19 protein-coding genes are annotated in these 23,917 nt (G+C 70.2%); 7 read left to right on the forward strand and 12 right to left on the reverse strand.

Translation table 11 applies throughout. From position 1 onward, the window contains the following. Window positions 1-31: 31 nt before the first annotated feature. The 4 genes from OIE13_RS06615 to OIE13_RS06630 form a co-directional block, all read right to left on the reverse strand. The gene (locus OIE13_RS06615) at window positions 32-2,083 is read right to left on the reverse strand and encodes a serine/threonine-protein kinase (RefSeq protein WP_326641996.1); all 2,052 of its coding nucleotides are present in this window, start codon (window positions 2,081-2,083) and stop codon (window positions 32-34) included. Window positions 2,084-2,307: 224 nt separating this feature from the next. Further along, complete coding sequence (locus OIE13_RS06620) at window positions 2,308-3,714, reverse strand: DUF1116 domain-containing protein (RefSeq protein ID WP_326641994.1); 1,407 nt, start codon at window positions 3,712-3,714, stop codon at window positions 2,308-2,310. A gap of 130 nt (window positions 3,715-3,844) precedes the next feature. Further along, the gene (locus OIE13_RS06625; RefSeq protein WP_326829742.1) at window positions 3,845-5,257 is read right to left on the reverse strand and encodes an FdrA family protein; all 1,413 of its coding nucleotides are present in this window, start codon (window positions 5,255-5,257) and stop codon (window positions 3,845-3,847) included. Further along, window positions 5,254-6,138, reverse strand: a complete 885-nt coding sequence (locus tag OIE13_RS06630; RefSeq protein ID WP_326641990.1) for a DUF2877 domain-containing protein — start codon at window positions 6,136-6,138, stop codon at window positions 5,254-5,256. The genes OIE13_RS06625 and OIE13_RS06630 overlap by 4 nt, the downstream gene beginning before the upstream one ends. Window positions 6,139-6,328: 190 nt before the next feature. Between OIE13_RS06630 and OIE13_RS06635 the strand changes: the two genes are divergently transcribed. From OIE13_RS06635 to cutA, 6 genes are all read left to right on the forward strand, one after another. Beyond that, entirely contained in the window at window positions 6,329-7,891 is a 1,563-nt protein-coding gene (locus tag OIE13_RS06635; protein WP_326641988.1) for a PucR family transcriptional regulator, read from the forward strand. A gap of 201 nt (window positions 7,892-8,092) precedes the next feature. Further along, window positions 8,093-8,314 (forward strand): RNA-binding S4 domain-containing protein, encoded by a 222-nt coding sequence (locus OIE13_RS06640; RefSeq protein ID WP_326641985.1) that lies wholly within the window; start codon window positions 8,093-8,095, stop codon window positions 8,312-8,314. Between the two features lie 312 nt (window positions 8,315-8,626). After that, complete coding sequence (locus tag OIE13_RS06645; RefSeq protein WP_326641983.1) at window positions 8,627-10,018, forward strand: uracil-xanthine permease family protein; 1,392 nt, start codon at window positions 8,627-8,629, stop codon at window positions 10,016-10,018. Beyond that, window positions 10,015-10,884, forward strand: coding sequence for an FAD binding domain-containing protein (locus tag OIE13_RS06650; RefSeq protein WP_326641981.1), 870 nt, complete (start codon window positions 10,015-10,017; stop codon window positions 10,882-10,884). Before OIE13_RS06645 ends, OIE13_RS06650 begins: the two co-directional genes overlap by 4 nt. Next, window positions 10,877-11,353 (forward strand): (2Fe-2S)-binding protein, encoded by a 477-nt coding sequence (locus OIE13_RS06655; RefSeq protein ID WP_326641979.1) that lies wholly within the window; start codon window positions 10,877-10,879, stop codon window positions 11,351-11,353. The genes OIE13_RS06650 and OIE13_RS06655 overlap by 8 nt, the downstream gene beginning before the upstream one ends. Before the next feature lie 139 nt (window positions 11,354-11,492). After that, a complete protein-coding gene (gene cutA / locus OIE13_RS06660; protein WP_326641978.1) occupies window positions 11,493-13,901 on the forward strand; it encodes an aerobic carbon-monoxide dehydrogenase large subunit in 2,409 nt (802 codons plus the stop codon). 327 nt (window positions 13,902-14,228) lie between these two features. Here cutA and OIE13_RS06665 read toward each other — a convergent pair whose 3' ends face one another. From OIE13_RS06665 to OIE13_RS06685, 5 genes are all read right to left on the reverse strand, one after another. Then, a complete protein-coding gene (locus OIE13_RS06665) occupies window positions 14,229-15,398 on the reverse strand; it encodes a zinc-dependent alcohol dehydrogenase (RefSeq protein ID WP_326641976.1) in 1,170 nt (389 codons plus the stop codon). Further along, the gene (locus OIE13_RS06670; protein WP_326641974.1) at window positions 15,395-16,336 is read right to left on the reverse strand and encodes an SRPBCC family protein; all 942 of its coding nucleotides are present in this window, start codon (window positions 16,334-16,336) and stop codon (window positions 15,395-15,397) included. The genes OIE13_RS06665 and OIE13_RS06670 overlap by 4 nt, the downstream gene beginning before the upstream one ends. A 1,059-nt stretch (window positions 16,337-17,395) precedes the next feature. Next, a complete protein-coding gene (locus OIE13_RS06675; RefSeq protein WP_326641972.1) occupies window positions 17,396-17,902 on the reverse strand; it encodes a DUF5615 family PIN-like protein in 507 nt (168 codons plus the stop codon). Continuing rightward, a complete protein-coding gene (locus OIE13_RS06680) occupies window positions 17,883-18,536 on the reverse strand; it encodes a DUF433 domain-containing protein (RefSeq protein WP_326641970.1) in 654 nt (217 codons plus the stop codon). The genes OIE13_RS06675 and OIE13_RS06680 overlap by 20 nt, the downstream gene beginning before the upstream one ends. A gap of 184 nt (window positions 18,537-18,720) precedes the next feature. Next, window positions 18,721-20,097: a helix-turn-helix domain-containing protein gene (locus OIE13_RS06685; protein WP_326641968.1), complete on the reverse strand. Its 1,377-nt coding sequence runs from the start codon at window positions 20,095-20,097 to the stop codon at window positions 18,721-18,723. A 250-nt stretch (window positions 20,098-20,347) separates the two neighbouring features. On the opposite strand from OIE13_RS06685, the gene OIE13_RS06690 reads away from it, so the two are divergent. After that, complete coding sequence (locus tag OIE13_RS06690; RefSeq protein WP_326641966.1) at window positions 20,348-21,157, forward strand: ATP-binding protein; 810 nt, start codon at window positions 20,348-20,350, stop codon at window positions 21,155-21,157. A 181-nt stretch (window positions 21,158-21,338) separates the two neighbouring features. Here OIE13_RS06690 and OIE13_RS06695 read toward each other — a convergent pair whose 3' ends face one another. The 3 genes from OIE13_RS06695 to OIE13_RS06705 all read right to left on the reverse strand — a co-directional run bounded on the left by OIE13_RS06695 (window position 21,339) and on the right by OIE13_RS06705 (window position 23,326). After that, window positions 21,339-21,989, reverse strand: a complete 651-nt coding sequence (locus tag OIE13_RS06695) for a DUF998 domain-containing protein (protein ID WP_326641964.1) — start codon at window positions 21,987-21,989, stop codon at window positions 21,339-21,341. After that, window positions 21,986-22,408, reverse strand: coding sequence for a hypothetical protein (locus tag OIE13_RS06700; protein WP_326641962.1), 423 nt, complete (start codon window positions 22,406-22,408; stop codon window positions 21,986-21,988). Before OIE13_RS06700 ends, OIE13_RS06695 begins: the two co-directional genes overlap by 4 nt. 81 nt (window positions 22,409-22,489) lie before the next feature. Then, window positions 22,490-23,326 (reverse strand): alpha/beta fold hydrolase, encoded by an 837-nt coding sequence (locus OIE13_RS06705; protein ID WP_326641960.1) that lies wholly within the window; start codon window positions 23,324-23,326, stop codon window positions 22,490-22,492. Between the last annotated feature and the right edge of the window lie 591 nt (window positions 23,327-23,917).

Raw genomic sequence — 23,917 nt, forward strand, 5'->3', positions numbered from 1 at the left:
ACCGGACCGGGAAGTCGTCTCGCGGGCGGGGTCAGTCGGCGGAGGTGAAGGTGGCGAAGAAGGTGTCCAGGATCTCCGAGTTCTTCTCCCAGTCGAGATCCTGAACCCTGAACGTGATCTGGTAGGCGGTCTGGCCGTTGACGGCGACGTAGCGCGTCAGCCCGTGCATCGGGACGCCGTTGGGCTGGAGATAGGTGTACTCCCAGTCCGCGGCCTTCCACGAGCGGTAGTCCACCGCCGTCACGCCTACTTCGGTGTACTCGTCCAGGCCCTTCTTGCTCGCCTTGCGAAGTGCCGTCACCGGGTCCGCGACCGGCACCTCGACGACGACGATGTTCTGCCCGCCGCCCTTCGGGCCGGAGAAGGTGACGGTTCCCTCCGGGCCGGCCTTCACGGTCCAGTCGCCGGGCACCGCGCCGAAGACCCCGGCGGCGTTCGCCGGCTTGAAGCCGTCGGGGATCTCCTCCTCGGTATCGGAGGGTGCCGCCGGGTCGGCGGGTGCGGAGATCGCCACCGACGGGCCCGTGGAGTTCGTGGTGCCGGAGTCGTCGCCGGGGAGGAAGACGATCAGCCCGGCGACCACGATGGTCAGCACGCCGCCCCCGCCGAGCATCAGCAGACCGTCGAGACCGTTGCCGCGCGACCGGCCGCCCCTGCGCTCCGGAGCGCGGCGCGTGCCCGCGCGTGCCCTGGCCCTGCCGGGCGAGGTCATGGCCTGGGAGTTCCGTACGGCGTCGGAGGGGGCCGGCTCCCGCGAGGCCGGGATGGGCCAGAGCGTGGCTTCGCCGCGCCCACCGCGCGGCGGGGCGCCGGGGAGGTCACCGGAGAAGCTGGTCAGCGCGTCGAACGGGTTACCGTCCGGTCCGGTCGCGGGGGTGCGCAGCGCGTCGTACCCGCGCTGGTGCCCGCCGGTCTGCGGGGATCCGGGGGCAGGGGAGTGCCCCGGGGGGGAGAGCAGGTCCGCGCGGTGGGCTCCGCTCGGCCCGTCGAGCACGTCGTAGGGGAGCGCGTGACCGCCCGAGAAGTCGGCGGCGGGGTCGTAGGGCACCCGGATCGGGCCGGAGGGCGTCTCGATGATCCGGGAGGGCATCGGCCCCGACGGCACGTCCAGCGGGGGCATCAGGTGCATCGGCATGGAGTCGCCGGGGATCGGCATCGACGAGGGCACCGGGCTGGGCGTGCGGTTCGGGGTGCTGGAGCCGTGGCTGCGCAGCACCCGGTCCAGCAGATCCGACACCTGGGCGGCGGTCATCCGGTCGGCGGGGTTCTTGCGGAGCAGGCCGTCGATGACGGTGATCAGGGCGCCGGCCCGCTGGGGGCGGTTGGGCTCCTGTGTGAGGATCGCGCCGAGCACGGCCACCGCGTCAGGACCCTCGTAGGGGGGCCGGCCCTCGACCGCCGCGTAAAGGGTGGCACCGAAGGACCACAGGTCGGAGGAATGGGTGGCCCGCTGGCCGGACAGCCGCTCCGGCGGGATGTAGGCGGGGGAGCCCATCAGCAGGCCGGTCTGGGTGATCGTGGCGTCGCCCTCTATCGCGGCGATGCCGAAGTCGGTGAGCACCACCCGGTCGGAGGTCAGCAGCACGTTGCCGGGTTTGACGTCGCGGTGCATGATCCCGGCGGCGTGGGCGTGGCGGAGCGCGTCGAGCACCCGGACGCCGATCTCGGCGGCCTGGATCACGGGCAGCGGCCCGCTCTGTCGTACGGCCTGCTCAAGCGACCAGGCGCGGACCAGTTCCATCACGATCCAGGGGCGGCCGTCCTCCTCGACGACGTCGTGGACCGTGACAATGCCGGGGTGGCTGAGCCGGGCCGCCGAGCGGGCCTCGCGGAGCATCCGCCGGTGCGCTCCCTGCTTGCCCGCGTGGTCGAGTCCGTAGGGGAGGATCAGCTCCTTGACCGCGACGTCCCGGTCGAGCAGGACGTCGTGGGCGTGCCACACCATGCCCATCCCGCCACGGCCCACCGGTGACACCAGGCGGTAGCGCCTGCCCACCAGCCTGCCCTGGCCCTCCGGTGCGGCCCCGGCGGAATCGCCACCCTCAGGCCCCTGGGGGTTTCTCCCGAGCAAGCGATCGGTCATCGTACCCCGTTCCCCATAAACAGCCCTTTTTGTAAGGCTGAACACGATATCGGGATGTCATTCGATATTGGAAGTTGGTGTACGGAGAAAGCGCGTGATGGTATTTGTCGGTGATTCGGTGCTCTTCGGATCACCGATCTCGCGTCCGCGCCCTGACGTCGCCGGATGCCGCCGGCGGGCGGGAGAAATGTCAGCTTCGCCCGTTTCTGATAGCTAAAGGATCACTAAATCGATTCGTTTCCATGATCGGCTGTCTCGGCCAGCGCGGCCAGCGCCGAGGTGAAAGCCGAGGCGGGCGGGTTGACCAGACCCGCGCCGACCTGTCCCGTCCCCGCGACCCGGCCGGCGATACCGGTGTTCACGGTGGGCAGCAGGCCCGTCCTGGCGACCAGCGTGACATCGATGCCGACCGGCGTGCCCCGGAAGTCCAGCCCCGGGATCTGGTACGCGGGATGCTCGGCCAGGGTGATCTCGTACATGGAGCGGGTGGCCGCCATCGCGTCCGAGACGTCGCCGCCGACGAACCGCACGATCGCCGGGGCCGCGGCCATCGCGAAGCCTCCCAGGCCGGCCGTTTCGGTGATCGTGGAGTCGCCGATGTCGGGATTGGCGTCGTCCGGGCCGTACGCGCCGAGATAGAGACCGTCCGGCACGCCCGCGGGGCCGGTGAACCAGCGGTCGCCCAGCCCGGAGACCTGGATCCCGAAGTCGGTGCCGTTGCGTGCCATCGCGACGACCATTGTGGAGCCGGGGACGTTCCTCGCGGCGTCCGTGCTGACCTTGCACGCGGCCATGCCCGCGTTGAGGAAGAAGTGGTCGTTGCCGTTGATGAAGCGGAGCACCTCGGTGGCGTGGCCGGGAGCGGCCTCCACCACCTCGGGAGCCAGTTCGCGCACCAGCAGCGAGGTGGCGGCGCGGTTGCGGTTGTGCAGTTCGTCGCCCATCTGCAGGGCCTGCGCGGTCAGCGACCGCAGATCCAGCGGCCCGCTCCGCTCCAGGGTGGCCCTGAGCACGGGGCCGAGGACCTCGGCCATCCAGCGCAGTCGCCTCAGCACCTCCGGGCCGTACGCGCCGTAGCGCAGCACCTTGCCCAGCCCTTCGTTGAGCGAGCAGTAGGCGGTGCCGCCGTGCTCGGCGTCACGGACCTCGAACATCCACATCGACGAGGTGACCACGCCCGCCATCGGCCCGACGGTCCGATGGTGGTGGCAGGAGTCCAGCCGCGCCCGCCCACAGGCCAGCCGCTCCTCGGCGTCGGCGGCGTCGGCGGCCAGCCCCTCCAGCAGCATCGCCCCGACGAGCGCGCCCCGCATCGGGCCCGACGCCCGTTCCCACTCGATCGGCGGCCCCGCGTGCAGGAACGTGCCCTTCGGCAGGTCGAGCACCTCATGTGCGGGCCGCACCCCGACGAGCTGCGGCCGGGCGGAGACCAGGCGGCCCACCGCCGTCTTGTTGGCGCGGCCCCTGCGCGGGTCGGCCAGCACCCGGGCCAGGTCCGCCTCGGTACCGGGCATCGGCGGGCGCCAGTCCACCCGCGTCCGTGGAACGGCCTGGGCGTCCAGGGCCTCGCCGAGCACGTCGGCCCCCACCGTGATCACTTCCGGCTCGCCGGAAAGCATGGTCAGCGTCATGGGTGAACTCCTGAGCGAAGAACGGTGACGTTCGGAGGGAATGCGGCCGCTTCCGGGCGTCCGGCGGTGGTCAGCGGGCGGTCCCGGTGTCCGGCGGTGGTCAGCGGGAGACCCCGGTGTCCGGCGGTGGTCAACGAGCGGTCCCGGCGGCGACCTTCGCGGCGTGTCCCGCGGCCCGGGCGTTGGAGGTGAACACCGTGGCCCCCGCCGCGTTGAGGGCCTCGGCCTGCGTGTTCAGTCCCTGCGGGTCGCCCCCGGAGCCGATCAGCGCGACGATCACCGTGACCCCTCTCGCGACGGCCCCGGCGATCGCGGGCGCGAGCGTCGCGGCGGGATCGGGGTCCGCGCCGTGGCCGAGGACCACGTCGAGCAGGACGACCTCGCCCGGCGGCACCTCGGCCAGGGCCTCCAGACGGAGCGTCGGGTCGATCATCGGGTGGGCCCGGCCGACCGTGTAGGCGTCGTCGCCGAAGTCGGTGAACTCCCCGGTCCCGGTGATCAGCCGAGCCTCCACGCAGAGCGTCCCGCCCGAGTAGATCCCGCGCAGACTCCCCCCGGCTCCCGTACCGGTCGTCTCCGTGTGCTCCCGCGCCGTGCCGGGGGCGGCCCAGGACGGCCAGGCGGGGATCGGGGCGCCGAGGGCGCGCAGGGCGGTCTCGGTAGCCGAGGTCAGGTCGTCCTGGCCGGGGCCGAGCAGGGCGGTCACGACCGGCGTACCGAGCTTCGCGACGGTCTCGGCGACGGCCCGCGCGATTTCCGGGGCGGGAGGCTTGGAGACGAGGATGATCAGCTCGGTCGCGGGGTCGGCGTCGAGGGCCTCAAGGGCGCGCAGGGTGGACAGCCCGCCCACGTCCGAGGACAGGTCACGGCCGCCCACGCCCAGCACATGGGAGACCCCCACTCCCGCGAGGTCCAGCAGGCAGGTCACCTGCTGGGCGCCGGTCCCCGAGGCGGCCACCAGACCGACCGGGCCCGGCCGCAGGACGTTCGCGAACCCGAGACCGGCTCCGCCGATCACAGCGGTGCCGCAGTCGGGACCCATGACCAGCACGCCGAGCTCGGCGGCGCGTCGCTTGAGCAGTACCTCCTGCTTGACCGGCACGTTGTCGCTGAAGATCATTACAGACAGGCCGGCCTCGACCGCGTCCAGCGCCTCGGCGAACGCGTACGGCCCGGGTACCGAGACCAGGGCCAGCGTGGCGGCGCGCTCGCGGGCCGCGGTACGGACCGTGCGCGGGGGGTGCTCGACGGTGGCGCCGCTCGCGGGCGGCGTGGAGAGTCCCGCCAGCAGCCCGTCCAGCTGGGCGAGGGCGGCCTCCAGAGCGTCCGCCTCGCCGCCGCGCAGCGCGATCAGCAGATCGGCGGGACCTGCCTTGGGGAGGTCGAAACCCAGCTCGGCGGCGATCCCGAGGTTGAGTTCCGTGGCCATCGCCACCACCGCGACCTCCACGCCGGAAAGCGCGCTCGCCGTCCGGCTGACCCGCATCAGGCTCACGGAGTCGTGGTAGACGCCCGTGCGCACCCGGACCACATCAGTGCTCAATTGCCCCTGCCTTCCAGATCGATGACTGCCGCGAGCCCGATGCGCAGCCCCCACGCCAGGTCGGCCCCCGAGGTGTGACCCAGCTGGAGCAGGCGGCGTAGCGCCGGCTCCAGGGACTGCCGCCCGGAAAGGCCCCGCAGCACCGCCAGGACCTCGCCGCTGGCCTCGCCCCTGGCGGCACAGTGCAGCAGCGCGGCCGAGATGGGGGTGGTCCTGCCGCGCACGTCGAAGGTGACGGCGGCGGCCAGCCAGTCGGCCAGCCAGACGGCACGGCCCGCCCCCGTCGCGCCGCCCAGGTGGCGCAGCGCGACCAGTAGTCCCGCGAGCACGTCGTCGCCGCTCGGCGTGAGCCCCGGGCCCAGACCGACCAGTTGCTCGGCGGCCACGACGCTTTTCAGCAGCGAGCCCTCGGCGCACCCCTGGGCCAGCAGGTTGGCGGCACCGTTGCCCTCCAGTCCCGACCGCCTCTGCGACCGCTCGCACAGCCCGGCCATCTCGGGCAGCGAGCGGACCAGCTCCGCCACCCTCACGGCACCGAGCGGCGGAGCCGGGTTCCACCAGCGGTGGGCTCGCAGGCGGAGCCGCCCGATGTCGATCGAGCCGTCGCCGACGCACGCCTCGTCACCCACCGAGACCTGAGGCATCGGGTCGGTGACCACCATGGCGTTGGGCAGGCGGGTGGCCTGCCCGGTCACCACTGCGATGACCTGCGGTTCCAGTTCGGTGCGTACCTCAAGGTAGACGCCGGCGGGGAAGGCCGCCAGCACCCGCGCCGGACGGCGGGGCGCCTCCAGCACCCCGCGCAGGGTCGTGCTGGCCGCGCCGGTCCCGTGTGTCCGCACGTGCACGTGTCGCGCCTTCGGGCGCGTTCCAACGCTCATGAACGCTCCTCGGCAGGCCCCGTGGGTGTGAAGGTGCTCTCTCCAGCGGTTCGCTCGCTCACGGACTCCCCCATCCATTGAGCCGTACGGTAGAACGGGCGTGGACGCAGGCCGTACGGATAAAGCTGCCAACAGTCAGCTCAAAGGTTGGCTCTTCCTGACAGACAGGTCTATCGGTCACAATCACCTCATGGAACCTCCCGTACGGCCGGCGAGTACCGGAACGATCATTCACGGCGTCGCCGTCGGCGAGGTCCTCGGCGTCTCGACGCTGGCGGGAGCCCGGCTGATCGCGGGAGAGCGGGGCCTGGACCGCGTGGTGCAGCGGCTCAACGTGATGGAAGTCCCCGACGTCCTGGCCTGGGTCAAACCGCACGAGCTGCTGCTCACCACCGGCTACCCGCTGCGCAACACCCCCCAGTCGCTCGGCAGGCTGGTGGCCGACCTCGACGAGCGCGGTCTGGCCGCGCTGGCCGTCAAGCTCGGCCGCTACCTCGACGAGCTGCCGGAGGAGATGGTGGAGCAGGCCGACCGGCTGGGTTTCCCACTGATCCAGCTCCCCGACAACGTCGGTTTCGACGACATCCTCAACCAGGTGCTGACCGACATCCTCAATCGCCAGGCCGTCGTGCTGGCCAGGGCGGAGGAGGCGCACCGGGCGCTGGTCCAGGTCGTGCTCGCCGGGGGAGGGCTGCGCGAGGTGACGGCCGAGGTCGCGGGGCTGCTGGACGTGGGCGTGGCCGTGCTGGACGGGACGGGCCACGTGCTGGCCGCGGCCGGGCCCGCCGAGCACGTGGCCGAGCTGCGCGGCGCCCCCGACTCCCGCCACACCTCGGTGCCGGTGGTGGCGGGCGGGCACCACCACGGCAGGATCGTCGCCTGCGGCCCCGTCGGGTCGATCGGTGACAGCGATGTCGGCATTCTGGAACGTGCCGCCACGGTCGCCGCGCTGGTGGTGACCCGGCAGGAGGCGGTCAACGCCGTCGAGAGCAAGTACCGTGCCGACTTCCTGCGCGACGTGCTCACCGGCAGGGCGGGAGGCTCCGAGCGGGTCTCCTCCAGGGCCAGGGCCTTCGGCTGGGACCTGCAGCGCCCGGTCACCGTGCTGGTGGCCGAGCTCGACCCGGAGGGCGACGAGCGCGTCGCCCAGGACCGGTTGGTCACCTGCTGGACCGGTGCGATGCGCCGCCACGACACGCGCGGCGCGGTGGCGGGCTTCTCCCACGAGGTCGTCACCATCGTGGACGCGGCGGTCGACGCGGACCGCCTGGCCAAGGACGCCGCCGCGGTCTTCGCCGAGTCCCTGCCCGCCACCTTCTCCACCGGTGCCAGCCGCACCGCCGTCGGGGCCGAGGCGCTGCCCGAGGCGTACGGCCAGGCGCTGAAGGCCGCACGGGTGGGCCGCCAGCTCCACGGCCCCGGCGCGGTCGCGCACTTCGACCAGCTCGGCGTCTACCGGCTGCTGTCCCTGGTCAACGACACCGCCGAGCTGCACTCCTTCGTCCGTGAGACCCTCGGCCCGCTCGCCTCCGACGACGACGCCGAGAACGCCGACCTGCGCCGCACCCTGCAGGTGCTGCTGGAGACCAACCTCAACGTGGCGGAGACGGCACGCAGGCTGCACTTCCACTACAACACGCTGCGCTACCGGATCGGCAAGCTGGAACGCATGCTCGGCGGCTTCACCGAGGACGCTCACCTGCGCCTGAACCTCACCCTGGCCCTGCACGTCCTGCGGATGAGAGGTATCTGAGGCCGGTGCTCCGCGTCCTGGTGTCTGCGACCGGTGCTCCGCATCCTGGACGTGCGCGGGGGCGACGTCCGAAGGAGCGCCCGCGTTCTGGGAGCGCCCGCGTTCTGGGAGCGCCCGCGTTCTGGGAGCGCCCGCGTTCTGGGAGCGCACGGGATTCAAGCTGTTCGGGATCCAAGCTGTTCGGGATCTAAGCTGTTCGGCGTGAACGAGACCTTCGAGCTGGAAACCGACTACATCCCGCTCTGTGACCTGCTCAAGTACTGTGGCGTCACCGAGACGGGCGGCCAGGCCAAGCACTTCATCGCCGACGGCAACGTGCTGGTGGACGGTGAGGTCGAGCTCCGCAAGACCTGCAAGATCCGCAGCGGCCAGGTGGTGACCGGCGACGGCTTCGAGATCCAGGTGGTCGCCGCCGGAGCCTGATCCCGTCACCGGCCCCGCCCGGCTCTCCGGCGGTCCGTCCGCCTCCGGCCGCTCTTCCGGGCCGTGACGGTCCGTCCGCGCTGCCGGCTACGTCACATACCTATATCTTTCGCCGTCCCGCGTGTCCTTCACCGGGCGTTCTCGCTGGTGGTGCGCGAGGCATTCACTGGTCGGCTGCTCAGATTTGGCAGATCATGACGATGTCCGCGCATGGACTCAGTCCTAATGTGCCCGCAACGGTAGTAAGGGACTCGCCGGAGGGATGCCCGCGGGGTGGCCACCGACCGACGGCCCGGTGAAAGGTGGGGCTCGATGGCTGCAGGTTGGACGAAACACGGCGACGGCCGGACACTCGCCCCGGGGGAAGTGGTCAGACCCGACGAGCGGCTGTCCTGGCCGCGCATGGTCGGGTTCGGGGCGCAGCACGTCGTCGCGATGTTCGGCGCGACCTTCGTCTTCCCGCTGGTGATGGGGCTCGACCCCAACGTCGCCATCATGTTCTCCGGCGTCGGAACGATCATGTTCCTGCTCATCGTGAAGGGGAAGGTCCCCAGCTACCTCGGGACCAGCGCGTCGTTCGTGGGAGGCGTGCTCGCCATCCGGGCGCTCATGGGCGGTGACACGCCCGCCACCGACGCGATCGTCACCGGCGCCATCCTCGTCGCCGGACTGGTACTCGCGCTCGTGGGCGTGGCCGTCCACTTCCTCGGCGTGCAGGTCATCAACCGGGTCTTCCCGCCGGTCGTCACCGGCGCCGTCGTCATGCTGATCGGCTTCGGCCTGGCGTACGTCGTCGCCGACATCTACTGGCCGCAGGACCAGTGGATGGCCCTGATCACGATGACCGTCACCTTCGTCCTCATCGTGCTCTTCAAGGGTTTCATCGGCAGGATCGCCATCCTGCTCGGCCTGATCATCGGCTTCGTCCTCTCCTGGGCGGCCGACAAGATCTTCGGCAACATCACCGCCTTCAACGCGGGCACCGGCGCGATCGACACGCACCCGAGGGTGAGCTTCGACGCGGTGGCGTCGGCCGACTGGATCGGCCTGCCGAGCATGCACTTCCCGGACTTCAAGTTCTCCGCCGTGCTGCTGGTCCTGCCCGCCGTGATCGCGCTGGTCGCCGAGAACGTCGGCCACGTCAAGGCCGTCGGCGAGATGACCAAGACCGACGTCGACCCCTACATGGGCCGGGCGGTCATCGCCGACGGCGCCGCCACCGTCGTCGCCAGCACCTTCGGCGGCTCCCCGACCACCACCTACGCCGAGAACATCGGCGTCATGGCCGCCACCCGCGTCTACTCGACGGCCGCCTACTACATCGCCGCCGTCATCGCGATCCTCTTCGGACTCTGCCCGAAGTTCGGCGCGCTGGTCGCGGCCACGCCGGGCGGCGTGCTCGGCGGCATCACCGTCATCCTGTACGGCATGATCGGCCTGCTCGGCGCGAAGATCTGGATCGAGAACCGGGTCGACTTCGCGGACCCGGTCAACCTCGTCCCGATCGGGGCGGGAATCATCCTCGCCATCGGCCCGGTCAAGCATATGATCAGCTCAGACTTCACGCTGGAGGGCATCGCCCTCGGCACCATCGTGGTGGTGGTGGGTTACCACCTGCTCCGGGCCATCTCCGGACGGGGCGACACAGGTGGCGGCGCCGGTCCGGCAGAGGTGTCCGAGCTGCGACGAGAGGCCACCGGGTGAAACCACCCCCCTTCGAATACCACGCCCCCCGCTCCCTCGGCGAGGCGCTCGACGCCCTCGCCGGGGCCGGGGAGCACGGCAAGGTGCTCGCCGGGGGGCAGAGCCTGATCCCGCTGCTGAACATGCGGCTGGCCGCCCCCGCGCACCTGGTCGACATCAACCGGCTGGCCGAACTGGCGGCCGTCGACGTCGAGCCGGGTGGCGTGCGGGTCGGCGCCCTGGCCAGGCACGCCCAGGTGGAACGCTCCGAGGAGGTCGCCGCGGCCCAGCCGCTGCTACGCCAGGCCCTCCGGCTGGTGGCCCACCCGGTGATCCGCAACCGGGGCACCGTGGTCGGCAGCCTGGCCCACGCCGACCCCGCCGCCGAACTGCCGGCCGTCCTCACCCTGCTGAGAGGCTCGGTACGGCTGGCCCGGCCGGGAGCCGTCAGGGACGTGGCCGCCGAGGACTTCTTCACCGGCCCCCTGGAGTCGGCGATGGAGGCGGGAGAGCTGGCCGTCTCCGCGTTCTTCCCCGCCCCGCCCCCGCGCTCGGGCACCGCGTTCCGCGAGGTCGCCCGGCGGCACGGCGACTACGCCCTGGCCGGGATCGCGGCGCTGGTCGCGCTGGACGACGACCTGAGGATCACCTCGGCGACGGTGGCGTGCGTGAGCCTCGGCCCCGTCCCGGTGCTCGTAGACGTCACCGACGCCGTCGGCCACCGGCCGCCGGACTCGGCGGACTGGGCCTCGGCGGCCCGCGCCGTAGCGGACCGGATCGAGCCGGAGGCCGACATCCACGCGACCGTCGCCTACCGGCGGCACCTCGCCGGAGTCCTCACCGAGCAGGCACTCCGTGACGCCGCCAGGGAGGCCGTAGATGCATGAGATCACGCTGACCGTCAACGGGGTGGTCAGGCAGGCCGCGGTCCCGGCGCGGCGGCTGCTGTCCGACTGCCTGCGGCACGACCTCGGCCTGACCGGCACGCACGTCGGGTGCGAGCACGGGGTCTGCGGATGCTGCACGGTGCTGCTGGACGGCGAGCCCGTCCGCTCCTGCCTGACGTTCGCGGTCACCGTGGACGGGCGCGACATCACCACCGTGGAAGGGCTCGCCGGCCAGGACGGCACGCTCTCGCCGGTGCAGCGGGCCTTCGCCGAGTGCCACGGCCTGCAGTGCGGCTTCTGCACGCCCGGCTTCCTGTGCACGGTGACCGCGCTGCTGCGGGACAATCCGGCGCCGAGCGACGAGGAGGTGCTGGAGGGCATCTCCGGCAACCTGTGCCGGTGCACGGGCTATCAGAACATCGTCAAGTCCGTCCACCGCGCGGCCGAGATCATGGCGGAGGAGTCTTGAGCGGGCGCGTGGACGCCCCGAACGGGGGCGGGAGACTCTCGGAGCGCGAGGACTTTCCGGGCGGTTCCGGAGGATCCTCGGGCGGTTCCGGAGGATCCTCGGGCGGGCGAGGCAGGAGACGCGTCCCGGTGAGGCGATCATGACCACGAAACTGTTCGGCGAACCGGTCAGGCGACGCGAGGACCCCCGGCTGCTGACCGGGCGTGGCCTCTACCTCGACGACCTGGGAGCGGGGGCGCTGCAGGCGGCGTTCGTCCGCTCCCCGCACGCCCACGCCCGGATCCGCGACATCGACGTCTCGGCCGCCATCGAGGTCGACGGGCTGGTGGCGATCTACACCTGGGAGGACCTGCCCGGCGCGCTCGCCGAGCCGCTGCCGCTGCTCATCCCGCATCCGGCGCTGACCCACGGCCGCACCGCGTACCCGCTGGCCCGCGAGATCGTCAGGCACGTCGGCGAGCCCGTCGTGATGGTCGTCGCCCGCGACCGCTACCTCGCCGAGGACGCCTGTGCGCTCATCGAGGTCGACTACGAGATCCTCAAACCGGTGGTCGGGGTGGAGGAGGCCGCGCAGTCCGCCCAGCTCGTGCACGCCGACGTGCCGGGCAACGTCGGCGCGCACCTGATCCAGGAGGTGCCCTCGGCAGCCGGGCTCGGCGCACGCGAGGCCATCGACGCCGCGCCGCACACGCTGGCCTTCCGGCTCGACATCGAGCGCAGCGCGTCCATGCCGCTGGAGGGGCGCGGCGTGCACGCCCGCTGGGACGCCGACGACCACTCGCTGCGCGTCCACTCCAGCACCCAGACCTCCACCAGCGTCCGGATGGCCATCGCGGCCAAGCTCGGCCTGCCGCTGCCCAAGGTCGAGGTCGTCGCCCCGGACGTGGGCGGCGGTTTCGGGGTGAAGATCGTGCACCCGTGGCCGGAGGAGATCCTGGTCCCGTGGGCGGCGATCAGGCTCGGCCAGGAGGTCAAGTGGACCGAGGACCGGCGCGAGCACTTCATCTCCTCCGCGCACGAGCGCGCCCAGGTGCAGTCGGTCCGGGTCGGCTTCGACGACGAGGGCCGGATTCTGGGCCTGGACGTCGAGATTCTGCACGACCACGGCGCCTACACGCCGTACGGGATCATCGTGCCGATCATCACCGCCACCCAGCTCCTCGGCCCGTACAAGATCGGCGCCTACCGGGTCGCGTTCTCCTCGATCTACACCAACACCGTGCAGGTCACCCCCTACCGGGGGGCGGGCCGCCCGCAGGCGGTCTTCTGCATGGAGCGGAGCATGGACCACATCGCCGAGCACCTGGGGGCCGACCGCACCGCGGTGCGCGCGGCCAACTTCATCCAGCCCGACGAGTTCCCCTACGACCAGGGCCTGATCTTCCAGGACGGCCGCCCGCTGATCTACGACAGCGGTGACTACCCCGAGTCGCTGCGGCTGCTCAAGGAGCTGATCGGCTGGGACGACTTCCCCGCGCTGAAGGCCCGTGCCGCCGCCGAGGGGCGCGCGATCGGGATCGGGATCGGCTGCTACGTCGAGGGCACCGGCGTCGGCCCGTACGAGGGCGGCCACGTCCAGGTCACCTCGGACGGCCGGGTGCACGTCTCCACCGGGCTCACCTCCCAGGGCCAGGGCCACGAGACGGTGTTCGCGCAGATCGCCGCCACCGAGCTGGGCGTGCCGCTGGAACAGGTCTCGGTGGTCACCGGAGACACCCGAAGGTTCGGTTACGCGGTCGGCACCTTCGCCTCGCGGGCCGCGGTGATGAGCGGCAACGCGATCGCCCTGGCCTGCAGGAAGGTCAGGGAGAAGGCGCTGCGGATCGCCGCCGAGGCGCTGGAGGCCGACCCCCGCGACCTGGAGATCGTCGACGGGGAGGTGCGGGTGGTCGGCGCCCCCGGCACCGCGATCCCGCTGGCGACCGTGGCGGTGCTGTCCAACCCGCTGCGCTACGCCTTCGACGCCGAGGCCGCCAGGGCGACCCAGTTCGCGGGCACCTCGTCCTTCGACCGGCCACCGGTGGCCGAGGGGGAGGAGCCGGGGCTTGAGGGCCGGGACTACTACTCGCCGATCCGCTCGACCTTCGCCTCCGGCATGCACGCGGCGATCGTGGAGACCGACCCGCTGACCGCGGAGATCCGCATCCTTCGCTACGCCGTGGTGCACGACTGCGGCAACCTGATCAATCCGATGATCGTCGAGGGGCAGATCCACGGCGGGGTCGCCCAGGGTGTCGGCGGCGCCCTGTACGAGAAGATGGTCTACGACGGCCACGGCCAGTTGCTGAACGCCTCGTTCATGGACTTCCTGATGCCGTACGCCACCGAGGTGCCCTTCGTCGAGACCGCGCACCTGGAGACCCCGTCGCCACTCAACCCCTTGGGCATCAAGGGAGCGGGCGAGGCGGGGGTCATCCCGGTCTCGGCGGTGATCGCCTCGGCGATCGAGGACGCGGAGGGGATCAGGATCGACCGGATGCCCATCTCCCCGTCGGACCTCTTCGACCTGCGCCGCGCCGCCACCGGACGATCCACCTCCGAAACCTGACCTTTCACTCCGTCCGCCCCCGCCGGGGCGCGGACGTTCGTTGGGCGGTCTCCGGCCCCTGCCCGGCTCACCCTGAATCCAGCGCGAGTTCTCCGTCCGAGTGGCCCGTGACTGCGTGGCCCACAGCTGCCCCGCCCTCGCCCGCGCGGCACTGCGGATGATGGAGCACAACATGCGCGCCCACACCCTGCTCGCCGATCAGTGCCTGCGGCGGTGACAGGCTTCTCATCGACCGGCGGGCATCCTCTCGACACCTCATCCCCGGAGGAACCCGGAGGAACCCGGAGGAACCCGGAGGAACCCGGAGGAACCCGGAGGAACGGAGTGCTACGGGGTCAGGACCACCTTGTTGCATTTGTCCTGCTTGTGCTTGAACATCTCGTAGGCGCGCGGGGCGTCCTCCAGCCGCATGCGGTGGCTGATCACAAAGCTGGGATCGATGTCGCCGTTGCGGATCCTGCCCAGCAGAGGTTTCAGGTAGCGCTGCACGTGGCACTGGCCGCTCCGCATCGTCAGTGACCGGTTCATCAGCGAGCCCATCGGGAACTTGTCGATCAGGCCGCCGTAGACGCCGATCACGGAGACGATTCCACCGTTGCGGCAGGACATGATCGCCTCGCGCAGGGCGTACGGGTGGTCGGTCTCCATCCGGGTCGCCTGCCTGGCCCGGTCGTAGGCGTGCACGATGCCAGCGGGGTGATGGGCCTCCATGCCCACGGCGTCGATGCAGGCGTCCGGACCCCGGCCGGCGGTCATGTCCCGCAGCGCGTCGAGGACATCGACCTCCTCGTAGTTGAGCGTCTCGGCGCCGGCGCGCCTGGCCCTCTCCAGCCGGTAGGGGAAGCGGTCGATGGAGATGACCCGTTCGGCTCCCATCAGGAAAGCGCTGGCGGCCGCGAACTGGCCGACAGGTCCGGCCCCCCATACGGCGATGACGTCCCCGGGCTTGATGTCACACATCTCCGCGCCCATCCAGCCGGTGGGCAGGATGTCGGACAGGAACAGCACCTGCTCGTCCGGCAGGCCGTCCTCGATCTTGATCGGCCCCACGTCGGCGAACGGCACTCGCGCGTACTCCGCCTGACCTCCGGGGTAGCCGCCGAGCATGTGGGAGTAGCCGAAGATGCCCGCGGGAGTGTGACCCATGAGCTTCTCCGCCAGACCGGCGTTGGGGTTGGAGTTCTCACACACCGAGTACATGCCGTGATCGCAGGCGCCGCAGGAGCCGCAGGCGATCGGGAAGGGCACCACCACGCGATCACCGACCCGCAGCTTCGTCACCTTGGACCCGACTTCCACCACCTCGCCCATGAACTCGTGGCCGAGGATGTCGCCCTTCTCCATGGTCGGGATGTAGCCGTCGTAGAGGTGCAGGTCGGAGCCGCAGATCGCGGTCGAGGTGATCCGGACGATGGCGTCACAAGCGTTCAGGATCCTGGGATCGGGGACCTCCTGGACCTCGACGGTGTTGCGGCCCATCCAGCAGTTGGCTTTCATGAGGCGCTCCCTGACATCGCGGGCTGAGCGGGGCGTTGCGTGGCTTGCCACAGGGCGCGGGCGCCCTCCGGGATCCCCTCGGAGCGGACCACCTCTCCGGTCTCCAGGACCTGCTTGAACCGGCACAGATCGTCTCGTACCTGCTGTTCGGGATGCTCGCCCAGCAGTCGGGCGAAGGCGGTGCCGATCTTGCCGCCCGGCGGGTCGTATCTGAGGTTCACCCGCACCTCCGTGCCACGTTCGCCGGGCGCGTCGGTGAAACGCACGGAACCGCTGTTGGCGACGGCAGCCTTCCCGACGGAGCGCCAGGCGATCAACTCGCCCGAGCGGTCCTCGACGATCACCGCCTCCCACTCGATGGCCTTCTTCGCGGGTCCCCTCGCCTTCCAGTGCGATCGTCCGTCACCGATCACCCGTACCGACTCCAGGTGCGCCATGAAGCGGGGAAGGTTCTCGAAGTCGTGCCAGCACCGGTACACCTCCTCGCGGGGACGATTGATCGTGACGGCCGCGTGCAGATTCATCCCGTGCTCGGACTTTTCCTGACGGTGCCGCCTCGCGCGGACCGCGGTGTACAGGGCGGCGGCCGTACCGGCGGCGACCGCCGTCACGGCCATGGCGCGGCCGCGTCTCCGGCCGGTGCGGCCGGCGGTCGACAGGCCCGGCCGGATCCGGCCCGGGATGTCACCCGCGACACGGGTCCCTCCTCTGGAGGTGGGTCTGCGGCCGCCCGGCGGGGACGCCGGGTAAAACACACCCCACACGCCCGTCGGCGCCATCGCGTCGCGTGCCCGGGCCGAGTCCTCGACACCGGGCGCGCGCCTACCGGCGCCCGACGCGGCGAACCGCGCCGCGAGCCGTGCCACGCCCACTCCCAGGCCGGCCCAGCCCAGCGCGCGGGCGAGGGTGTGAGTCGTGTGTTCGTATCCTTCACCCATGATTTTCCTCACCTGGCTGGTGACTTTTCGCCATCGCTTCAGCGGCGGCCTGGCCCGGCGGCCACGACCGCTCTCGCTGCCCCGCCTGCGGCGCGGGCACCACCCGGACGGTCGTCCCGCGGGTTAATTCACTGTCTCTACCCCGCTGACCTGGTACGACACTGATTGTCCGAATCCTTTGGTCAGCCCTGGAATCCCAGGAGCCCAACCTCGTGGCACGTCTGCGATCAGGTGAGGGATCGCGTCCGCGCAGGTGGTGTACGAGTGTTTGAGATCGGTACCTGCCGCGCCTGGCTGATCGCCGTTGAAAAGCGCGGCGTAGTACGTGGGGAAAAGCGCGGCGAGGGTGGTGGAGTGGTGTGGGGCCGCTCGTCGGTGTCGCGTCGTGCGGGGTGGAAGGTCAAAGCGCGGCGAGGGTGGTGGAGTGGTTGGGGGCCGCTCACCGGTATCGCATCGTGCGGGGTGGTGGCGGGCGTTGGCGGGTGTGGGTGACCGGGGGCGGGCCGGTGGAGCTCCGGGAGGGGGCAAAGCGGGTCATGGCGGGCGTGGAGGCGGGGCCGTGGCGGTGACGATCGGGGATTTTCCATGATCTGGGTGAGTTGGCACGCTGGGGGCGTGCGGATTCACCCAGATCATGGAAACCACAACTCCGGCCCCTCGGGTGGGCCGCCTTTCGTGGTGGAAGGCCCGATTCGTCCCCGCACCCGGCCGGGGGCGACCCCTGACCGGACACCCCGCGGACCTTCGTACCCCGCACGGCGAGAGCCCCGCACGAGGCGGCGGCGAGCAGCGGCGAGGAGCGGCCCCGAATCCTTCCGCACCGCGGCGGACCCGTACCGATGGGCGGCCCTGAACCACTCCGCCGCCCTCGCTGCGCTTTTGATCTTCGACCCCGAACGACGCGACACCGGTGAGCGGCCCTGAACCACTCCGCCACCCTCGCCGCGCTTTTCCCCACGGACGACGCCGCGCTTTTCCACCGTGACCGGCTTACCGGATTCGGATGCTCGTACACCACGTCCGTGGACGCGACCCAGGTAAGGTCTCCTCCTGACCCGTTCACGAATGTGCGTGTGACTTCCGCCCATCGGTTTGCGGGCTCCACGGCAGAGGGGCTACGTCAGAGGCGGCCAGTATTTTCGGCGGGACCATGGCCGGGTCGACGACGCGCAGGCGGCTGGCCGGGGTCGGGTCGATGCCGCGTAAGGTCACCAGACGTTGCCCGTCCGCCTCGGCGAGCAGAGCGAGGGCAGCGGGCAGTCCGGCGGCGACCGTGGCGATCGCGAGACCGATTCCGATCAGGCCAGGATGCTTGTGCGGGTATTCGATCCGATGCAACCCGGAGGCGGCGATCGCCTCGACTTCCCGGAGACGTTGCATCTGCCGAGCGTCGTTGGTCAGGATGACGTGGAAGCCCTCGGCCACCGCCCGGGGGTAGAGGTTCTCATCCCGTGTTCCGGACCAACGATCGAGATCCAGCAGGTGGACGATCTCATGCCCCAGGACGAAAGCGGCGATGGCCTGGTGGAGCGGCCGGGACACGTTCTCATCCAGCAGCAGCCTCACGAGGCTCCTTGGGGGGATCGTAGCTGTCAACGTAGTCGGCGAAATCGGCGGCATCCAGGGCCGCTGTGGCGGTGACGCTCGGGTAGTACTCGGAGATCCGCTCCGGGAGGACTCCGTCCCTGAGCAGTGCGGCGACCTCGTCATAAGGGACGCGGGTGCCCTCGATCACGGGCACCCCACCGCGAACCGCCGGATCCACCGTCACATGCGCGCGAGGTCGCAGCAACGGCGGGATGTGCCTGCCGTCACGGTAGAACGGCTGCAGGACGTCGACCATCTCGTGGATGACCACGTTGGCCTTCCTCCGCACCAGATCGACCGCCTGATCCGACTCGGCCAGGTAGATGCTGCTGCCGTCGGCGACCAGCGTGTAGGACGAGAGATGGTCGTGCTCTTTCAGATCGCCGCGGAGTGTGTCGAGCGCCCGTCTGATCTTCTGTAGTGAGGCGTCGTTACGCAGCTTGACGCAGGTTCGCAGCGCCACCACATCACGGAAGGAGTAGAGGACGGGGCGCGTGCCGGAGATCTCCGGTATCAGCACCGCGCCCTGTCTGACACCGGCCTTACGCCAGTGCGCGAGCTGGCGGAGCGTGGCGCCTGACAGCGCGGCAGCCAATTTCGGGTCGTACGTCATCACCTCACCCCTTCCGCGCTCCGTGAATCACACTTCCGCCCGGCCATCATCGCAAATCCCGCTACGTCGGTCAGGCATTACGCGGCGCCCTTCGCAGTCTTGATGCTTCCGGCCGGACTAGGGACGTCGTCACCGCTGCCCCCCCGCAGAGGACTTCGATGCCGCCCCGCCCGGCGGGTAAGGGTCAGGCGGCGAGTTCGTGGTTGAGGTGGTCGCGGAACTCGCGGACCATCATGCTGCCCTTGTACGGCTCAAGCCGACCGGCGAACTGCCGGATCAGATCGACCGAGCGTGCGGAGGCCAGCGCCTTCGTCGCCGGAATCGCGGCTCGGGCGGTGTCAAGAGCTCGCTCCAGCTCACCCATTTTCACGTATGCCTTGGCGGCATTGATCTGGTTGATCTGGGCGGATCGAGGAAGGCGTTTGCTGAACGAGGTCACGGCCGCTTCCGCATGGTTCGCCGCTCGCGTGTAGTCGCCGAGCAGCTGCCAGCACTCGCCCGCCTGGGCATTCAGCTCTACCTCGTCATGCATGCCGATCCATGCCGGGTCACGATCGGTGCTCCCTTGAGCGTGGGTGCTTTCCGCTTCGCCAAGCAGACGTTCGACCTGCTTGGCGCTGTGCCTGTCATCGGTCTCGGCTGGTTTGGCTTGCAGGGCCGTTGCCCACGCCTCCCTGGTCAGCATCAACGCCATGACGTTCGGGGACGCCTGTGCACGGCGTGCGGTGTCGGTCGCGGCTCGTGCGAGCCAGACCGCCATGGCGGCCTGCTCCAGATGAATCGCCTGCCTGGCCATCGTCGCCAGCACCCAGACCCCGGTCAGTGGATCGTCCCCCGTCTTCGCCAGCCGCAGGGCCTGGCCGAAGTGCTGCTGTGCCTGACCCTGCTGGTTCAGGTCGAAGGCCGTCCAGCCCGCCAGCAGTGTCATCCCGGCCGCCGCCGACATCAGCGCCGCCCCCACCTGCTCGTCGTAGCGGCCCTGCAACAGCGGGGCGACTGTGTTGTCGAGATACCGTGCCACCGTCGGGCGGACCAGGCCCGCCCCGAACTGGTTGTCCAATTGGCTGAAGACCGTGCGGGCCTCGTTGACGCGGTCGACGTCGGCTATGCCCACCGCGTGCCTGCTTCCCCGCTGCGCGGCCGATCGAGGGGGAGTGTCGTAGTTCCACGCCGACAGCCACCCGCCCAGCACCGAGGGCACGAACGGCAACGCGGCCAGCACGTGGCGCCGGGACTCGTCCACCTCATACCTCCACAACAGTGCGGCCGACTTCACGGTAGCCGCCGTCGACGTGTCGCCGTACTCCGTACCGGGCCACGAAGATGTCTCTCCGTGGGACCACCCCTCTATCCACTGCTCGACCTCCACCGCCTCCACCTCGAACACGGCCGCGATCTGTCTGCGGCTGTAGGCACGGATGCCCTGCTCGCTCCGCTCCCACCGGCCCCAGGTCCCCGGGGCCACCCCGACCGCTGCCGCCGCCTCCTCCTGAGTCATTCCCCGCTGCTTACGCGCCCTGGCCAGGTCCGGACGCCCCTTACCACCATGTGGCTTCCCCACGACCACTCTCCTTCGGTAATCGAATGACAACTCATTGTGATATTCGAAGACCTCTGGTCGCTACCCCTCAGCGAAACGCTCGGTTAACGCCTACCGCCGCCCAGTTACGCCCTCCTGATGCCCAGTCGCCTTCCACCTCCGGAACGGCCTCCAACGGCCGGTGATCAACGGGCAGGCGCTGATGTTCCCCCCTCCGATCACCCTGACGTTTCCTGCTGTGCACAGCCCCCACAGTGAACGGAGCGTGCTCATGCGGTCAGCCGACGACATCCCGCCAGGTGCCCAACACCACCCGGCCGAAAGCCCGGCGCCCCTGCCGGACCAGAACTGGAAACACCTCGACGCAACCGGACAGAGCACCACCCCGCCAGTACACGACACCAGGGCGACGGCACCGGACACCGAGATGAAGAGGCGACAGGCGGGGGTGACGGGGCCGGGCGCCGGGATGACAAGGCCAGACAGCGAGGCAGCAGGGCTGGGCGCCGGAGCGGTGGGGCCGGACACCGGGACAACGGGGCGGGACGGTGGCGCGGCGGGGCAGAGTGACATCCGTGCGCTTGTGAAGGTCCTGCAGCCCGGCTCGGCCTCGCGCCGTGCCCGGGCCGCCGTCCGGGAGGTGCTCCAGCAGGCAGGCCTGCCCGACGACGACATCGACACCGCCGAACTCATCGTCGCCGAACTCGCCGCCAACGCCGAGAAGCACGCCCGCCCGCCGTACGAGCTGCGGATCTTCAGCTTGGACGGCATCCCCACCTGGTGCGAGATCGTCGACGGTGACCCCAACCTGCATGAGATCCGCCTCATCCTCAACCTGCTGCACTCGGTGAAGAAGATCGGCCTTCCGCTGCTCGCCGAGAACGGCCGTGGCCTGCTCCTGGCCCACCAGCTCTCAGGTGGCCACTGCCAGACCTACCCGGCCATCACCCTCACCACTGCCACCCCCGGCAAGGCCGTCGCCTTCGCCCTGCCCACCCTCTCCGGCAACCGCCTGCTCTTCCCACCCCTCCCGGACCTCCGCCCCGGTCTCGCAGATCTCCGCCGCTGGTCATCGGGATAGATGCTGGGCGGGCGGGCTTTCGTGGGGAGCGGCCTCGGGGGCCCTTGAGTCTGCGGGCTCGCACAACTGCATCCATCACGGTGGGGCGTCCTCCGCTCCGGCCCTGGGCTCGCGCGGCTCCGGGAGCGGGAGCGTGGAAAGTGGGGCCCGTGTCCTTTGACACGGGCCCCACTGATGATTGTTATGCGCGCTGGAGTTGGGGCTTGATCGCCTCAGCCGTGCTGGTGTTGACGAGGTGGAGGGAAAGCATGGAGATCCAGGCCCAGCCGATCAGCGATGCGACGGCGAACAGCAGGCTCATCAGCCCGGGGTTGGTCTGTGGCAGGACGGCGTAGACGATCCCGCCGGCCACGCTGTAGATCGCCCACCCTTTCTGCTTGCCGGCGAGGAACCGGCGGGCGAACACCAGGCTCGCTGCCAGCAGGGCAAGGCCGGCCACCATGGAGGCCACGTTGTGAAGCGCGCCGTGCCAGGAGATCACTCCGTCGGCTGACCCGGCGGGGTAGCCGCTCGCCGGGTCGGTGACGAAGACGCCCGCGAGGACCAGTGCACCGCCGAAGACTCCGATCAGTCGGGGGCCCCATTTCGCCCCATGGCCCTGGCGCAGTGTCCGCCGCATCCCGATGGCCGCCGCGATGAACAGCGTGCCGGTGACGACGAAGTTGGCGATCTGCAGCCATCCGAGGTCTCCCGTCGCCAACTGGCTGAGCATGTGCCGGGAGAGATCGAAGCCGTCTCGGGTGAACGCCTGGGCGAACGCCACAGTGAAGAACAGCGGGGTCGCGACCGTACCGGCGGTCAGCAGTCGCTTCGTGGTCGTGGTGTCAGTCATCGGACGCGGCTCAGTTCGGCGTGGTAGCCGCCGCCGGGCCAGATCCAGTCCCCGGACAGGCTGTTGCCGTCGGGGCTGAACAGGGCGCGATAGTAGGCGGGTGAGCCTTTCTCGCCGCCCCAGATGGTGAGCGTGTCACCGTTGATCTCGTAGACGTAGTCGAGGGTCTCGCCCTGGCTGCCGTAGAACCGGGAGGTGATGTCCTCGCCTGGTTCCTCGGCGCCGAACGGCTTTTCCCGGCCGATGATCTCGATGCCGGTGATGTGCCGGCCGGCATGCTGAAGGTCGACCTCCTGCTTGAGGAAGTGACGGCCCACCAGCCAGGAATAGGTGACCTGGCCGGTGGCCTCGCCGCTCACCTTCCAGGTGCCGGTGAGCCGGTCTAGCTCGGTCATCGCGGTGTCCTGCTTGTTCGACATGAGGACCTCTCCTGTCCGCTTCGATGCTGCTGGGTTTGTCTGTGTGACGGCACGGCGCCTGGAAAGGAATCGGTGCCCGGCTCAGCCGTGCAGAAATTCCACGAGCGCGGGCGCGAGCTTTTTGGGGGCCATGACCACGGCGCCGTGGTTGAGGCCGGGCAGGGTGCGGTGTTCGGCATCGGGCAGGACATGGGCGAGTGCTCGTGCGGCGTTGTGGAATCCGGCCGGGCTTTTGCCGCCGGTAAGCACCAGGGACGGCGCTGTCGCGGCAGACCATCGGCCGGCCTCCAGCGGCTTGCCCTGCTGGGTCTCGCCCATCACCGCGGCGTCGTAGGGCAACGTGTGCGCCAGCGCCTTGAGGTTCGACCACACACCCGGCATCAGCCGCATCATGGTCACCATGAACGCGGGCATGCCCTGTGCCTTGGTCATGAAGTACCTGACCGCGTCGCCGCGCCGGTCGGCGGCCAGCAGCGCGTCGAGGTGCCGGGCGTAGTCCTTGGGTGGGCCGAAGCCGTCGTCGCCGATCACGAACGGCGGCTCGTAGAGTGCCAGTTTCTCGATGTTGAGCCCGGTCGCCGCAGCACGCAACGCCAGTACCGCCCCCGACGAACTCCCGAACACCGAGGCCGAACCCCCGACATGGTCGATCAACGCCGCGATGTCCTCGACCTCGCGTTCGGCCGCGTACCCTGGGGCGTCGCCACTGGCGCCCCGGCCTCGCCGGTCGTAGTTGATCACGGTGAAGTGCTGGGCGAGCAGGCCGGCGAGCTTACCGGCGTCGGAGCGGTCGGCCAGCGCCGAGGACACCAGGATGACCGCGGGCCCGGCACCGAGCCGCTCGAACGCGATCTCGGTTCCGTCCCGGGAGATGACCGTCGAGTTCACCGTGACCGCTGTTTTGCTGGTGGTGGACATGATTGTTCCCGTCTCAGGTGTCATACGGTGTTACCGGCTGTATGACGGCGCCTGGGCGGAGAAGGAATCGGTCCGGTTTCGACTTGTCGCGACCAGGGTGACGGACCCCGGTCCCGGGCTGCGCAGCACGCGCAGTGGCAGGCCAGGAGTGCGCGGGACTCGGCCGGGAGGTCGCATTGCTTGCGCCAGTAGCCGCCCGCGAAGCCCAGGATCGTATGCCTTGGTCGGTGCCGGGCAGCAGGACCCGCATGGACTCCAGACGCCTGCCCGCTGCCTCCCAGGTCGCGGCCGTCCTGGAGGGGCCGTTCCGGCGTCCCGCGACGCGGAGAACACCGCCCTGTCTGAGGTGATGGCGGCCCTCAAAGGGAGTCTGGCGCGTGGCGTCACGACCGTCGAGGAGAGCTCGACCCGCGTGCCCGGTGGCCGGTGTGGTGATCAACCCGTCTACCAGGAGCTTCTTCATGTCATCAGGGGGACGCCGGACTCTCGATCATCCTGCGACCGGCAGACCGCTCCGGGATGAAAAATATCCGCGGAAAGGTTCGTCCCGGGCCGACATTCACGCCGGCCCGGGACGGATCTTTCAGTGAA

Origin of the sequence: Streptosporangium sp. NBC_01810, from assembly GCF_035917355.1 — a bacterium.
GTDB lineage: Bacteria > Actinomycetota > Actinomycetes > Streptosporangiales > Streptosporangiaceae > Streptosporangium.

Coding starts and splice junctions, on each gene's coding strand:
- OIE13_RS06615 (WP_326641996.1), bottom strand. CDS start 2,083: ATGACCGATCGCTTGCTCGGGAGAAACCCCCAGGGGCCTGAGGGTGGC.
- OIE13_RS06620 (WP_326641994.1), bottom strand. CDS start 3,714: ATGACGCTGACCATGCTTTCCGGCGAGCCGGAAGTGATCACGGTGGGG.
- OIE13_RS06630 (WP_326641990.1), bottom strand. CDS start 6,138: ATGAGCGTTGGAACGCGCCCGAAGGCGCGACACGTGCACGTGCGGACA.
- OIE13_RS06635 (WP_326641988.1), top strand. CDS start 6,329: ATGGAACCTCCCGTACGGCCGGCGAGTACCGGAACGATCATTCACGGC.
- OIE13_RS06645 (WP_326641983.1), top strand. CDS start 8,627: ATGGCTGCAGGTTGGACGAAACACGGCGACGGCCGGACACTCGCCCCG.
- OIE13_RS06655 (WP_326641979.1), top strand. CDS start 10,877: ATGCATGAGATCACGCTGACCGTCAACGGGGTGGTCAGGCAGGCCGCG.
- cutA (WP_326641978.1), top strand. CDS start 11,493: ATGACCACGAAACTGTTCGGCGAACCGGTCAGGCGACGCGAGGACCCC.
- OIE13_RS06665 (WP_326641976.1), bottom strand. CDS start 15,398: ATGAAAGCCAACTGCTGGATGGGCCGCAACACCGTCGAGGTCCAGGAG.
- OIE13_RS06670 (WP_326641974.1), bottom strand. CDS start 16,336: ATGGGTGAAGGATACGAACACACGACTCACACCCTCGCCCGCGCGCTG.
- OIE13_RS06680 (WP_326641970.1), bottom strand. CDS start 18,536: ATGACGTACGACCCGAAATTGGCTGCCGCGCTGTCAGGCGCCACGCTC.
- OIE13_RS06690 (WP_326641966.1), top strand. CDS start 20,348: ATGCGGTCAGCCGACGACATCCCGCCAGGTGCCCAACACCACCCGGCC.
- OIE13_RS06695 (WP_326641964.1), bottom strand. CDS start 21,989: ATGACTGACACCACGACCACGAAGCGACTGCTGACCGCCGGTACGGTC.
- OIE13_RS06700 (WP_326641962.1), bottom strand. CDS start 22,408: ATGTCGAACAAGCAGGACACCGCGATGACCGAGCTAGACCGGCTCACC.
- OIE13_RS06705 (WP_326641960.1), bottom strand. CDS start 23,326: ATGTCCACCACCAGCAAAACAGCGGTCACGGTGAACTCGACGGTCATC.